The 14609-nt window shown below is 39.9% G+C and carries 11 protein-coding genes and 4 pseudogenes; 8 read left to right on the top strand and 7 right to left on the bottom strand.

What is annotated here, in order from left to right; all coding sequences use genetic code 11:
• Window positions 1–27: 27 nt before the first annotated feature.
• Genes PK654_RS00780 through PK654_RS00770 form a run of 3 tightly spaced genes read right to left on the bottom strand, consistent with a single transcriptional unit; the run spans window position 28 to window position 2776 of the window.
• Complete coding sequence (locus tag PK654_RS00780; RefSeq protein WP_271697046.1) at window positions 28–1194, bottom strand: nucleotide sugar dehydrogenase; 1167 nt, start codon at window positions 1192–1194, stop codon at window positions 28–30.
• Between the two features lie 42 nt (window positions 1195–1236).
• Window positions 1237–1785 (bottom strand): sugar transferase, encoded by a 549-nt coding sequence (locus PK654_RS00775; RefSeq protein ID WP_271697045.1) that lies wholly within the window; start codon window positions 1783–1785, stop codon window positions 1237–1239.
• Window positions 1786–1819: 34 nt separating this feature from the next.
• Window positions 1820–2776, bottom strand: coding sequence for a UDP-glucose 4-epimerase family protein (locus tag PK654_RS00770; RefSeq protein ID WP_271697044.1), 957 nt, complete (start codon window positions 2774–2776; stop codon window positions 1820–1822).
• 135 nt (window positions 2777–2911) lie between these two features.
• Between PK654_RS00770 and PK654_RS00765 the strand changes: the two genes are divergently transcribed.
• From PK654_RS00765 to PK654_RS00740, 6 genes and pseudogenes are all read left to right on the top strand, one after another.
• Window positions 2912–4792: a nucleoside-diphosphate sugar epimerase/dehydratase gene (locus PK654_RS00765; protein WP_271697043.1), complete on the top strand. Its 1881-nt coding sequence runs from the start codon at window positions 2912–2914 to the stop codon at window positions 4790–4792.
• Window positions 4793–5834: 1042 nt separating this feature from the next.
• On the top strand, window positions 5835–6653 hold the full coding sequence (locus PK654_RS00760) for an MBOAT family O-acyltransferase (RefSeq protein ID WP_333909661.1): 819 nt from the start codon (window positions 5835–5837) through the stop codon (window positions 6651–6653).
• Entirely contained in the window at window positions 6653–7105 is a 453-nt protein-coding gene (locus tag PK654_RS00755) for a hypothetical protein (RefSeq protein ID WP_271697042.1), read from the top strand. Before PK654_RS00760 ends, PK654_RS00755 begins: the two co-directional genes overlap by 1 nt.
• A 644-nt stretch (window positions 7106–7749) precedes the next feature.
• Window positions 7750–8007: pseudogene (locus PK654_RS00750) on the top strand (transposase); the annotation flags it as partial.
• 67 nt (window positions 8008–8074) lie between these two features.
• Window positions 8075–9235, top strand: a complete 1161-nt coding sequence (locus PK654_RS00745) for an IS30 family transposase (protein ID WP_271698744.1) — start codon at window positions 8075–8077, stop codon at window positions 9233–9235.
• Window positions 9236–9331: 96 nt separating this feature from the next.
• Window positions 9332–9586, top strand: coding sequence for an IS3 family transposase (locus PK654_RS00740; protein WP_443088718.1), 255 nt, complete (start codon window positions 9332–9334; stop codon window positions 9584–9586).
• Here PK654_RS00740 and PK654_RS00735 read toward each other — a convergent pair.
• Window positions 9556–11090 (bottom strand): IS3 family transposase gene (locus PK654_RS00735; protein ID WP_443088717.1). Its coding sequence is split into 2 segments (ribosomal slippage): window positions 9556–10637 and window positions 10637–11090, totalling 1536 coding nucleotides; the frame shifts between segments, so codons are not numbered across the junction. The genes PK654_RS00740 and PK654_RS00735 overlap by 31 nt on opposite strands.
• A 68-nt stretch (window positions 11091–11158) precedes the next feature.
• On the opposite strand from PK654_RS00735, the pseudogene PK654_RS00730 reads away from it, so the two are divergent.
• Window positions 11159–11785, top strand: a pseudogene (locus tag PK654_RS00730) (IS3 family transposase); the annotation flags it as partial.
• Between the two features lie 5 nt (window positions 11786–11790).
• Window positions 11791–12267, top strand: a pseudogene (locus PK654_RS00725) (IS1634 family transposase); the annotation flags it as partial.
• Here the strand turns inward: PK654_RS00725 and tnpA are convergent.
• The 3 genes and pseudogenes from tnpA to PK654_RS00715 all read right to left on the bottom strand — a co-directional run.
• A pseudogene (gene tnpA, locus PK654_RS22985) lies at window positions 12258–12431 on the bottom strand (IS66 family insertion sequence element accessory protein TnpA); the annotation flags it as partial. The pseudogenes PK654_RS00725 and tnpA sit on opposite strands and share 10 nt — an antisense overlap.
• A gap of 72 nt (window positions 12432–12503) precedes the next feature.
• The gene (locus PK654_RS00720) at window positions 12504–13700 is read right to left on the bottom strand and encodes a glycosyltransferase family 4 protein (RefSeq protein ID WP_271697040.1); all 1197 of its coding nucleotides are present in this window, start codon (window positions 13698–13700) and stop codon (window positions 12504–12506) included.
• Window positions 13690–14574 carry a GDP-mannose 4,6-dehydratase gene (locus tag PK654_RS00715; protein ID WP_271697039.1) on the bottom strand — a complete coding sequence of 295 codons (885 nt, stop codon included), beginning with the start codon at window positions 14572–14574 and terminating at the stop codon, window positions 13690–13692. Before PK654_RS00715 ends, PK654_RS00720 begins: the two co-directional genes overlap by 11 nt.
• Between the last annotated feature and the right edge of the window lie 35 nt (window positions 14575–14609).

Below are 14609 nucleotides of genomic sequence, written 5' to 3'. Positions count from 1 at the left end.
AAGGTGGGATACTAAGTAAATTATAAATTAATCAGAACCAAAAAGATCCCGTGTATAAACCTTACTTTCTACATCACGGATTTCATCCACCATTCGGTTAGAAACAATCACATCTGACAAAGCCTTAAACTCTTCCAAATCAGCAATCACTTTCGAGTGGAAGAAGTGCTCTTCTTTCAGTACCGGCTCATAAACAACAACTTCGATACCTTTCGCTTTCAATCGTTTCATAATACCCTGAATCGAAGATGCCCTGAAATTATCCGAACCTGCTTTCATTATCAAACGGTAAATTCCAACCACCTTTGGCTGACGTTTGATGATCGAATCAGCAATAAAGTCTTTACGGGTACGGTTAGCATCAACGATAGCTCCGATAATATTGTTCGGCACTTCCTGATAGTTAGCTAAAAGCTGTTTGGTATCTTTCGGCAGACAGTAACCGCCATAACCAAATGAGGGGTTATTGTAGTGGCTACCAATACGGGGATCTAAGCCAACTCCTTCAATAATCTGACGGGAGTCTAGACCATGCGCTTCAGCGTAAGAGTCCAGCTCATTGAAGTAAGCAACACGCATAGCCAAGTATGTATTGGAGAACAACTTAACTGCTTCCGCTTCTGTTGAGTCAGTAAACAGTACTTCAATATCTTCTTTTTCTGCGCCTTCTACAAGCAAATCAGCAAAAACCTTTGCCCGTTCACTCAGTTCACCAATGATAATCCGAGACGGATAAAGATTGTCGTACAGTGCCCGCCCTTCACGTAAGAATTCCGGAGAGAAAATAAGATTGTCGCAGCTTAACTCTTGCCTAACGCGTTCTGTATACCCCACAGGAACTGTTGATTTAATCACCATCACTGCATCAGGGTTGATTTCCACAACATCTTTAATTACCGCTTCAACAGAAGAGGTATTAAAGTAGTTAGTCACAGGGTCATAGTCTGTAGGCGTTGCAATCACTACATATTCGGCACCTTGATATGCCAGCTTTTTATCCAATGTAGCAGTAAAGTTAAGCTCTTTTTCAGCTAAGAACAATTCTATCTCGGCATCTAAAATAGGTGACTTTTTGCTATTTAGTAATTCTACTTTTTCAGCAATGATATCAACGGCGACCACTTCGTGGTTCTGCGCCAACAACATTGCATTAGACAGCCCTACATAACCCGTACCCGCAATCGCGATTTTCATTTTTTTAACCTTATTAAACTCTTCAATACGAATAATACTAAACTAACGGACACGATCACCAGAACCTTTGCCGGTAACTGTTGCAATAATATAAGAAAAATAATTTTTGACAGTGAGCGTTTGGATCATTTTCTGGTCCCATTTAGCAAGCTTAGCTGGTGTAGACATATCTATTTCATTAACCTGAGCTAACCCCGTAATACCAGGCGGAACATCAAACACGCCTCTTTGTTGACGTTCTTTGATTAACTCTACTTGATTGTAAAGACAAGGACGTGGACCAACCAAACTCATCTCACCCTTAACTACATTAATCAACTGAGGCAATTCATCCAACTTAGTTTTACGAAGAAACGCCCCCATCCTAGTCACAGAAGATAAGCTAACTAAATGAGTAGCGACTGATTTTGTTTCGACAGGCATGGTTCGAAATTTAATAAGCGTAAATGGCTTTTGATACCGCCCCACGCGAGTCTGCATGAATACTGGTGAACCCGTGTCAAAATACCCAATAATCCAAACAACCATCAGCACTGGCCACAAAAAAACGAGCCCCAAAAATGCAAAGAAAAAATCAAATACTCGAATCACAAATGGTTACCAACTTTATATAAATTTAAAACAACTACTTACTAGGCAAAAAAGCATTTACTGTTCTTCTGATCCCTTCTTCCATGGATATTGGAGGCTCCCATTCCAAAACCTCACGTGTATGTGAAATACTTAGTTGCAGGTCACCATAAACTCTTTGATATATTTCGGGCTTGCCAATAGCCTTAGTCAGCAGCTCTATTAACCGATTTGGGACTGGAAACAAAAGAGCATTTTTATGCATTGCTTCTGCTATCAGTCTAATTAATTGGGTAGTTGAAATATCCTCTCCATCTGAAACTAAGAAGGTTTGCCCTTTTGCTTTCTCACTATGGCAACACAACAAAATCAAATCAATTAAGTTATCCCGAAATACTATACTACGTTTGTTGTTTATCGCCCCAAGCGGCAACGGTAAACCTTTATGAGCCAAGTTCATCAAACTCAAAAAGTTGGCTTTCACCCCTTCACCATAAACCAATGGAGGCCTGATAATAACCACCTCTAATCCTGTTTCTTCTGCTATTTTATGAAGCCCTATTTCAGCCTCATACTTACTCAATGCATAGGGCTCGGTTGGTACATTACCAATAGTATTAGAAAAAGGTTTCATTGGCTTTGAATACTCACCATTTACTTTTATAGTACTAAGAAAAACAAATCGTTTGACACCTTTCTGAGCTGCCTGAGAGGCCAGATTAAGTGTTCCAAGAGCATTAACCTCTTTATATTTCTCGAATTGGTTTTGTTCGTTCATCTGATGAACTTTTGCTGCACAATGCACAATTGTATCAACCCCTTGCAAAGCAACTGTCCAGTCTGTTATCCCCGATATATCACCAACAGAACATGTTACATATCGTGACTCGTGTTTCATTGCAGAGTTGGTTGATGTACGCACAACGCCTTTACATTCAATCCCTTTCTCACAAGCTATTGCCACTAATCTTTGCCCTACAAAGCCAGAACTTCCTGTGATCAGTATTGCCACTCTTACCTCTATAAATAGCTAAATTATGTTAGAACGCATTTTACCCGAAACTTTCCGGCTTTATCTGGTATGTTAATCTCAAGAATACTACAATACTGCCGATAATTATTAATCACTAAATTAATCAGGCTTTAAATGATACCTCCTCTTCAATGGCTACTAAATACTTCAAGAAGTAATAAACGTCTAATAAGCATTATTTATGACGTTTTTGCCATTATCTTGTCCCTTTATCTTGCTATAGCCATCAGGTTAAATACACATACCTTCGATGTAAGTTACAACGAAATGTTAAGTCTAGTACTTACTGTTTCAATCACAATCCTTTGTTTTATTCGATTGGGGATGTATCGTGCAATCTTAAGATATATGACATTTCCTGCCTTAGGGCACATCTTTCTTTCGGTTTTGATATCTACACTCACGCTTGCTTTAAGTGGTTTTTTCTTTCACTCATTTATTCCAAGAAGTGTTCCGTTTATTTATGCTGGCCTGGCGGTTATTACTTTGGGAGGACCAAGGGTTGCAGTACGTAGCATTTATTATCACTACTATAAAAAACAGAAGCCGAACGTTTTTATATATGGAGCCGGATCAACGGGTCGAGAGTTGACCTATGCATTGATGCAAGGAAATGAATATCACCCGGTCGCAATACTGGATGATGATATCAAAAAATCCGGAGAGATCTTATTCGGTATAAACGTCCATCACAGTGACAGCTTCGAAAAACTTCAATCTTTATACTCTCCAGTAAAATTGCTACTTGCTATTAATAATATTCCAAAAGAAGCCCGTTTAAGACTAGTAGAGAAAATTTCATCATGGCCTATTGAAGTGCAATCGGTGCCATCAGTTGAAGACATCGCAACTGGTAAAGCCGAAGTATCAGAAATCCGGGATCTGGACATAGCCGATTTGCTCGGCAGAGCACCAGTAGAACCAAATAAAGAACTTTTATCCAAAAATATAACTCAAAAAAACGTTATGGTAACAGGTGCTGGCGGTTCTATCGGCTCTGAATTATGCAGACAAATCTTGGTACAAAACCCAAAGCACTTAGTTTTGTTTGAGCTCAATGAGTTCAATTTATACAAAATTGATCAAGAACTTAACAAAATAAAAAACAATTTAGAACTAAACACAACTATTGTAGCTGCATTAGGCTCCGTACAGCGGCAAAACCGCGTACAAAAACTCATGGAAGCTTATCAGGTGCAAACTGTATACCACGCTGCGGCCTACAAGCATGTCCCTTTAGTGGAAAGTAACATTATTGAAGGGATTCGTAATAACGTATTTGGTACATTGGCTACTGCACAAGCTGCTATAGAAGCAGGGGTGAGTGATTTCACACTAATATCGACAGATAAAGCCGTACGCCCTACTAACATTATGGGGGCTAGCAAAAGAATGGCAGAGCTTGTCTTGCAAGCTCTTGCTGGTAACAATACTCAAACCACTTTTACTATGGTGCGATTTGGAAACGTATTAGGTTCTTCCGGTTCAGTGGTACCATTATTCAAACAACAGATTAAGGACGGTGGCCCAGTTACTGTCACACATCCAGATATCACCCGTTATTTTATGCTCATTCCTGAAGCTGCTCAGTTAGTGATTCAGGCGGGTGCTATGGGAAATAATGGGCAAGTATGTGTATTAGATATGGGAGATCCTGTAAAAATTCTTGATCTGGCAAAGCGAATGATTAACTTGATGGGTCTAAGAAGCGTAGAAGAAGAAAGCGGAATAATGGAAAGCGAAGCTAATATTGAAATACAGTTTATCGGCCTACGTCCCGGCGAAAAACTCTATGAAGAGCTACTGATTGGCGAAAATGTAGAAGGAACAGATCACAAAAAGATCATGACAGCTAATGAAGAAAGACTAAACTGGGAAGAGATGACACCGATATTAGAGCAGTTAGATATTTGCTGTCATGATTTTGATGTTGAATGCATTAAAGAAATCCTACTAGAAGCCCCCACAGGATATAACGCAGAAGAAGCAATTTAAATATATTCCTTGAATCGGTCAGCCTCTCGTAGACCCGTGACTAGTTGTAAATGGGTAAGAATTCACCTGCACCCAGAAAAAGAAGTTGCTTAAGAATTAAGCAAGTAGTGACAAATATCATCAACTTTAGCGCCAACTTCGCGGCGTTTGATAGCTTTAATTATTTGTTCTCCCGTGTAACGTTTTTTCATTTTGAGGCCTCCATTTTACCAGTGTATTAGAAATATCACCTTTGTTATCGTTTTAATTTTTGGGAAGAGGTCACTGAAGGGGTGAAATGCACAATGAATTAGACCGAAACTTCTTGCCGTCGGGTTAAAAAGCCACAATTTGGCTTGGTGAAAAATATCTTATAGAATATAATTTCAATTCTGTTACAATGGCTTAAACCTAAGTACTAGTTGAACACTGGATACCAACTTGAAGATAAAGCAATGATATTTAGTTCTTTTGAATTTATATTTATTTTTCTACCTATCGCTTTCTTTGGATATTATTTTGTGAATGTTTTTTTGGAAGTGGATTTTAAAAATATTATATTATAATATCTTCTTTGTATTTTTACTCTGCTTGGAACGTTTCCTTGCTTCCTATTTTACTTATATCTATAGTTTTTAACTTCTTTTTTAGTGTTTTTATAAACAAATTACATCAAATGAGGAAGGTGTTAACTTATATCGCAGTTATTTTTAATTTGCTATTGTTGTTTTACTTTAAATATTTTGGTTTTATTAGAATTGAGTTTGGCTTTGAAGCTCAAGGGATAGTTCTTCCTCTAGCTATTAGCTTTTTTACATTCCAACAGATAGCATTTATTGTTGATACATACAAGTACGGCTCGAGGTATAGTCTAACTGATTATACCTTGTTTGTGGTTTTTTTTCACAACTGATTGCAGGCCCTATTGTACATCATCATGAAATGATGCCACAGTTCAAGAAAACAAGACTGAGTTACTCTAATATATATAAAGGGATTTTACTTTTTTCTTTAGAACTATTTAAAAAGGTAGTTATTGCAGATACATTAGCTATATATGTAGATTCCGGATTTAGCGAAGCCAATAAGTTATTATTTTTGGGATGCTTGGGGAGCTGCTTTATCTTACACATTCCAACTATATTATGACTTTTCAGGCTATGCAACTATGGCTATTGGTTTGGGGTTATTGTTTAACATTAAGCTACCAACAAACTTCAATAACCCGTATCGAGCATGCAATATCCAAGATTTTTGGCGTAGATGGCATATTACACTCTCCAACTGGCTTAAGTCTTATATATATATTCCCCTTGGAGGAAATAGAAAAGGGTTAATAATGACTCTTGTAAATGTATTCATTACTGCATTTGTTAGTGGAGTCTGGCATGGTGCTAACTGGACTTTCATACTGTGGGGGGCTTTACATGGAATAGCTATGATTACTCATAGAGTTTGGTCTCTAACAAATATAAAACTTCCGATTTTAGTTTCTTGGTTTTTAACATTTATTTTTATTGTAATAACATGGGTGATATTTCGTTCTGAAAATGTGACTGATGCTACTAATATCGTATGCTCTATGTTTGGTATAAATCGAGGCTTTACACCATCTAAAGAATGGGTTGATATTATAAATTCAACTATTGGCGTATACAAAGAATTCTCTTATGGGAATAATGAATTTATATACCCTAACATTCTGCTATTTATGTTTTTCCTTTTATTTTTTCCTATTTTAAAACGTAAAAGTATGCAGACTATTACTATAGAAAAGGAAGTAACCCTCTTACTACCTTGCACAGTATTTTTTGTTTTATCAATCGTGTTTCAGTTTGGTTACGATAATGTGGAGAGTACATTTTTGTACTTTGATTTCTAATGAAATATAAAGTATTAATATTTGTTTTTTTGTCAATAATAACAGCACAATTTTTTAGCTATTTTCATTTTGTGCAAGAGTCTATTGGCTCAAGAGAATATGGTGTGAATGAATATGATGCCTACAATATGAAGCTTAAGTTTTCTAGAGCCTCTAAGCTAACAAATGAAAACAAAAGAAGAATAATAATAAACTCAGGTTCAAATTCTAATTTCGGTTTAAACAGTGAACTCCTAGAAAGGCTTACTGGATATAGTGTTATTAATTTCGGTAATAATGCGGCCAATCGATTAGATTACTTGTATTATGGAATTTTACAAACTGCAAAAAAAGGCGATATCATTATAATGCCTTTAGAGTTCAGATATTATGAGAAGAATGGAGATTATACGGATTATCATATAAAAACACTTCTAAGAGGTAACGATAGCTATTTTTTAGCCATTCTTTAATCGACAGAATTAAGATAATATCAAACATTCCGATTAAACAGTTTGCATATAAAAACAGAGGAGCTAAAATTAATAGAGAAATTGAAGTTTCTGAATTAGAAAAGAACATAAAAGGTAAGTGGTTGGGATATACATATAAATCACTGACCAAGACCTATGATATGGATGTAGGCATAGGTACTACCAATAAAATACTAAACACATATAAATACGCGAATTATAAAGTTCCTAACATTAGTAATTACTTTTTTGAAACTACCAATAACTTTATAAAAAAATGGAGGAAAAGAAAATAAATGTATTTTTCACATTTCCTTCTACAATTCACAGTAATAGAAGCACCTATAATACACAAGAAAAACTTAAATATACAATGTTAAAGAATGGGTTGAATTTTATCTGTGAACCAAAAGACTTTGCTTATAAAGTAAATTATTTTTTCAATTCCAATTACCACTTAAACAAAGAAGGGGCTCAGAAACGAACTAAAGATATGGCTAGATGTTTAAAAAATGAAGATGTAATTTAGAGTTTGGTTAATGGATTAAGTGTTTACTTTACCCTGACTGGCCAGCAGTGTACTGGTCTAATGGAGCTGGACACTGAATTGAGAGACAATACTCGTCAGATCAATGAGGTGAATAATGACTCAGAAAAGAGCTTACAAGCGCTACCCCAAAGAATTTAAAGAAGAGGCCGTGGCTTTGGTTCGAGAGCAGGGCTATACAGTCGCTCAAGCTGCTGAGGCGGTTGGCGTTACAACAACGGTTTTATATAAGTGGAAAGATAAGCTTGAATCTCAGTTAGAAGGCACAGAGCTTTCTGATGATGAACGTGACGAACTCAAACGACTTCGAAAGGAAGTCAAAGAGTTACGCATGGAGAAGGAGATTTTAAAAAAGGCGTCTGTAGATTCAATTGGTCATCGCAACAGTTTTACTAAAATACTGATTTGCATGGACACCAATGATGAAACGAGCAAAACGTACGTTTACTCAAGAAGAGAAAGATCTCGTATTTAATTTATGGAAACAAGGTACTGGATATAGCGATATTGGCCGAATATTAAACGCAGCACCAGGTACTGTATTTACAGCATTACGTGAAACTGGGGGCATCAAACCCAATACACGAAAAAGGAACAAGCAACACTTAACTCTGGAAGAACGAGAGGAAATCAGAGTTGCTCTATCTGCCAAAATGTCGCTACGAGCTATTGCTCGCATGCTAAACCGCTCTCCTTCAACAATTTCGAGAGAGGTTGCACGCAACCGAGGTCGTCGTTATTACAAAGCTGTTAATGCAGACAACCGAGCAAAACGTATGGCTAAACGTCCAAAGCTTGGAGCTTTAGAACGCAACACTGAACTCAGAGGGATTGTCGTATCAAAACTTGAACTGAAGTGGTCTCCCGAACAAATATCAGGTTGGTTGAGAGTTCAATATCCACGTAGAAAAAGCATGCAGATATCACATGAAACCATTTATAAATCAATGTATATCCGAGCCAAAAGTATTATTCATCACTCCTTCACTCAGCATCTACGCAGAGGTAGGCCGATGCGTCACAGCCGACATCATCGACGAAGCGGTGATAGAAGTTTCACGAGCATTGTGAACGGTGTGTCCATACATGAACGTTCCAAGAACATTGAGAATCGTAAGTCAGTAGGTCACTGGGAAGGTGATCTTGTATCAGGTTCAAAGAATACACATATCGCCACTCTTGTAGATAGAAAATCTCGCTTCACAATCATCCTCAAACTTGCAGGAAAAGACGCCGAGTCAGTCCATACAGCGTTATTAACTGTATTTAAAAAAATGCCTGCTGAATATCGAAAGTCATTAACTTGGGATAGAGGGATGGAACTAGCTAAACACGCTGATCTGACAAAGGAAATAGGTATCCCCGTTTATTTTTGTGACCCTCAATGCCCATGGCAAAGAGGAACGAATGAGAATACTAATAGCCTGATTAGACAGTACTTCCCTAAAAAAACTAATTTATCGCTGCACTCGCAGGAAACCCTTAATAAGGTGGCATGTCAATTAAATGAACGCCCGCGGAAAACATTGAAATTTAAAACACCATCGCACATGATTGAAAAAGGTGTTGCTATGATCCCTTGAATCTACATCGGCCTTCTTCGCGAAAGAAATGAAGTAAAGTTTAACTTCATTCGAGCCGAGTCATCTCGATACCCGACTACCCAGCTCTGCAAGGTAATGAAAGTAAGCCGTTCAGCCTATTATGATTGGCTCCAGCGGCCAGCAAGGCTGATTACAGCGGAAACCTTAAACCTTTATCGCCGAGTCAAAGAGCTCTTCGGGAAAAGCCGAGCGAGCCTTGGAAGTCGAGAAATGACGAAGAAGCTTCGTGCAGAAGGCTTTATCGTTGGGCGCCACCGTGTCGGCGTTTTTCAAGATAGTTGTCACTATTTGCTTAGTTTTCAAGCAACTTCTTTTTCTGGGTTCAGATGAACTTCTCCGATCGGTTCACAGTTCCTGATATTCCGTGACCAGCGTTCTGGCTTTTGCCTTCGGTGTTCCATCAACACTCTTTCACGATGCTTCAAGATTTCCATATCTTTACCGTTGTGACGCTCCGATGGGGTCACATAGTTTAATCGGCTGTGCTTATGTTCCGTGTTGTACCAGTTAGCGAAGGTCTCTACCCACACACGGCTTGCTTCAAGACTATTAAAACCGCCAGACGGCCAGCTTGGCACATACTTAAGCGTACGGAACAGCGATTCCACATAAGGATTATCATCACTGACTCTTGGACGGCTATAAGAAGGTGTGATCCCCAGCTCTTCCATTTTCGCTTTTAACGTAAACGACTTCATCGGTCCACCGTTATCTGAGTGCAGAACCAGAGGCTGGTTGAAGCACTGTTCACGCATCAGCGTACGTTGTAATAACTGCGAAGCCAGCTCTCCGCATTCACGTTCATGCACCTCGTAACCTACGATTTTTCTGCTGTAGATGTCTTCTATCACATACAGATAATAATATTGCCCGCGGACACCTGACGGGAGATAGGTAATATCCCAAGTAAAAACCTGATTAGGAGCTGTTGCGGTGTAGCTCGTTGGCCTAGATGCCTTTTGTCGACTACGCTGGCGTCCTCTGCGGTTAAGTTGTCCTGCTGCTTTCAGTACGCGATAGAAGCTCGACTCTGAAGCTATATAGTCACCTTTGTCCAGTAACGTTGGTACAATCTGAGTCGGTGGCAGACTTGCGTACTCTGCGTTGTTGCTCACATCGATGATGGCTTGTCGTTCTAGCTCTGTGAGCTTGTTAACTGGCACTGGTCGCGGAGCTATCGGCCGTTGATCTTCCTGAACCTCTCCATCTTGATACCAGCGGCGGTAAGTTCGGAGATCTATCTCAACTTCGTGACATGCGTTTTCCAACCTACAGCCGCTTTGGCGAGCCTCGTGTATAAGTGTGATCAGGCTTTGCCTTTCATAGGTCGAGGTTAATCGTCCTCTGGTTCTTCCCCGTAAAAGGCTCTCAGCTTTTTTCTCAGCACCAGCAAGGCGGCAGTTTCAGCTAAGGCTTTTTCTTTATGGCGGAGTTCTTTCTTTAACTCTTTGATTTCTCTTTTATCTTCTTTGGCTTGTTTCTTCGCTTGGGCTTCTCGTTCCTTACTGGACATGAAGCCTTGCATACACTCACCGCGCCACTCTTTAATCTGCTCGGGATAAAGTCCTTTCTCACGACAGTACTGGCTTAGTTCGTTCTCTGTCATGGAATAAGTTTCTGCCACAACGGCCAATTTAGTTTGAGCTGACCACTGCTCGGAAGAAGTATTACTGTTTGGCACAACGGTTCCTGATTCTCTGAGTTGTTTTCGCCAATTGTACAGGGTTGCTTCATGAATTCCTTCTTCGAGCGCCACTTCTGCCACTGACCGGGAGTACGGAGGTAACAACTTCTTCAGTACTGCTTCTCTTCTTTCTTGGGAATAACGAGCCATTCTTTACTCTGTTACCGCCCCTAACTGGTTAAATTTTAACAGTGACAACTATCCTGCCAGAGGGGGGTGTCCGCTCAATAATGAGTAAGCTTGGTTTGAAAGTTACTCAGCGAGTGGCATATAAGGTTACAACGAAGCGCAAGCATAATGATAGCGTCGCCGACAATTTGTTGAACCAAAACTTTAACCCTGTTGCTCCCAACCAAGTTTGGGCTGGTGATGTGACCTACCTTAAGACTGGAGAAGGTTAGATGTACTTGGCCATCGTCATGGATTTGTACTCTCGACGAATAGTTGGCTGGCATATTGATAGACGTATGACGACGGACTTGGTCGGTAAGGCTCTGATGAAGGCCTATAACTTAAGGCAACCAGACAAGGGACTCGTGTTTCACAGTGACAGAGGCTCGCAATATACGAGCAAGAAATACCGACATCTACTACAAGGGTACGGTATACGAGCCAGCATGGGTGATGTTGGAGCGTGTTGGGATAATGCCGTAGTTGAACGATTCTTCGGGAGTCTTAAGCATGATTGGCTGTTTAAAGTTCATCAGCCAACTCGAGAGAATATGAAGAAAGATGTTTCAGCCTACATGAGGTACTACAACCTCGAAAGGCTACATTCGGCGAACAATGATATGTCGCCAGTTAACTATGAAAATTCTCTAAAGAAAGTGTCCGGTTGGAGTTGACCAGAACAGACCTTGATAAGGTAGCCCTGGCTAAACTTAAAGTTGGTATGTTCATACTGGCTACGAATGATGTTGAAAGCAGTGATTTAGATATGACCTCATTGCTTGCCCATTACAAGTCGCAGCAGAAAGTAGAACGAGGGTTCCGTTTTCTGAAAAGTCCGGAGTTTCTGACTTCTTCTATATTTCTAAAAAAACCGGAGCGTATTGAATCCTTGCTGATGATTATGACGTTGAGCCTTCTTGTCTACGCCAGTCTTGAGCATAAAATTCGTCAGGAATTAGCGGATGTTCCGGAATTCTTCCCAAGCATGGTGAAGAATAAAACGACGGCAAGACCGACAGCTCGCTGGGTATTTCTGAAGTTTGAAGGCATTGATACTCTGGAGTTTGGAGGGCAGAAATACATAACCGGAATACAAGAGTACCAAACCAGGTTGCTGAGTTTATTTGGGAAACTATACGAAGCAATTTATTCCTGAATTAGGTGCGGAAACTCGGGTACAAATCCGCTTTGCTGATTACCTTTGGTCAGTTTCAGCGACCGCCGTTTTGAAAAGAAGGTTGAAGGGCTAAGTTGATTCTGCCGGCAGAACTCACGTTGGTTAAGAGAGCTGTCTTCGTACTGCTGAAATATTTCCAACCATTCCTGATTGCTGCGTTACAAAGGATGTCTATGAATCACACAATTTCCAGGGTCTTACAGATCCGTTTTCGATTACCGTTGACATTGGCCAAATCGCTCAATCGTCTGGAGTAAATTATCAGCGGTGTTTTTCCAGGTAAACTGAGCAACTCTTATATTGCCCTTGTCAACAAGCTGTTCTCGTAGCAAAGGGTTTTCTATTAACTTAAGCAGTCCAGAACTGATTGCCTCTATAGATGTAGGATCTACCAACAATGCGCCATCACTGGCTACCTCTTTGGTTGCCCCGCAGTTGGATGTAAGCACTGGAGTCCCAGAAGCCATAGCTTCGACAACTGGTAGCCCAAAACCTTCGTATAGAGAGGGATAGGCGAAAACCATTGCTGACGCATACAGTTGCTTTAACTCTCCGTCAGATACATACCCTGTAAACTTGATTTGTCCCGAAGCAACAAGTGATCTTGCCGAATCAAGCATTGCCTCATTTTTCCAACCGCTATCCCCAACTAAAACCAAAGGCGATTGTTCTCGAATAAGAGCAGGCAGCGATTTGTAGGCTTCAATTAATCTCGTCAAGTTCTTTCTCGGCTCTAACGTACAAACACTGAGAATATAGGTTTTGTTTTGAAGATTTAGTTTATCTAACAACGATGAAGAGCCCTCAGTGTTCTGAGGTCCAAACCCTTCATCAACACCAAGGTATAATGAAGATGTCTTGCCAATACTCTCGGCGTAATGTTGGTTGAGTTCGTCTAAAATAAAATCTGAGTCAACAACGAGGAGATCGGACTGAGCGATAGTGCTCGATAAACTACTCTGTAAGTACTCAACCCTACTACTAGGATGAAACTCCGGGTGAGTAACAAATGACAAATCGTGTATTGTAGTCACCGTTTTCCCAGCATACTCAAAAGGTATGAAGCTGGGTTCAAAATAGACGTACTGACTCTCAGCTAACATCTTTAATTTTGGCCGTAACTTGATAGTGAGCAATAGTTTCTTCAACTGATAACTGCCCGGAATTCCCCGGACAATGTTCACCAATTTACGCTTTAATCCACTACCGCTCTTAGCGTTCACTAAACCTGCTAATTCGAAGTCTTGAATAAATTTTACAGTTTGTTCTGAGTTAAGATAACGCCCATCGTGAATTGACACTATATCAACTGACCTATTCAAAAGCTCCTTAACAATATTGAGTGTATAGTAACCAATACCTGTTAGCGGTCGTTTGATCGGAGATAGATTAATAAGAACTTTAGTCTGCATGATACATATCAGCCAGAGTCTTCTCGATCTCAATCGAAGGCGCTTTGCCGGTTAATGACATTAATTTCGTATTATTACCACCTAGCACTTTTATTTCGTTGGTTCGAACAAAATCAGGGTTAACTCGTACATCAATTTTATAGCCAGCGATTTCTTCCATCATAGAGATAATCGCCTGCAATGACGTCACCTGCCCGGAACACAAATTAACTATCTCAGACTGAGCATCAGAATCTAATAGGTTTGCGTAGGCCAAAGCGATATCACGAACATCGCTAAAGTCTCGAGACACATCAGTGTTACCTAACTCAATTTCAGTAGCATTTCTCTTAAAATGAGAAACGATTTTAGGGATCAAGAAATGTTCCGCTTGACCGGGACCAGTATAGTTAAATGGCCGAGTGATGATCATCGGATACTCGCTAAACCACAGTTTCGCCATATGCTCCATAGCTAACTTACTCATGGCATAATGATTGACAGGCGAGGGCGAGACAGCCTCCGAGATAAATTCTACATCTTCAGGATTCCCATAAATATTTGCACTGCTAGCAAAAACGACTTTTTCGAATTGAAGCCTAAGTTCTTTTGCTGCTTCAAGAAGGTTCAAGGCTCCGAACACATTGACATCATAAAACGCTTTTTGATCAGCGTGACCAACAAAGGACAGCGCAGCTAGGTGGATTATATAGTTGGGTTGCACTTGTTCCAAACACGCTATCACCGCCTCACGATCCGTGAGGTCACAAGCCACTTGGTCTTGATTGGCATTTCGATAAACAAGCCCGACGACAGAATAACCTCTTGAGATTAATTCCTGTTCTACATACTTGCCCGTAAAACCATCCACACCCGTCAACAAAACTTTCTTCATATCCATCATCCCCAAAAAAAATGGCAACAGATAAA

Origin of the sequence: Vibrio sp. SCSIO 43137 (assembly GCF_028201475.1) — a bacterium.
Classification (GTDB): domain Bacteria; phylum Pseudomonadota; class Gammaproteobacteria; order Enterobacterales; family Vibrionaceae; genus Vibrio.
Note: the sequence above shows the minus strand (reverse complement) of the source record. Positions and strands in the feature narration are given on the sequence as shown.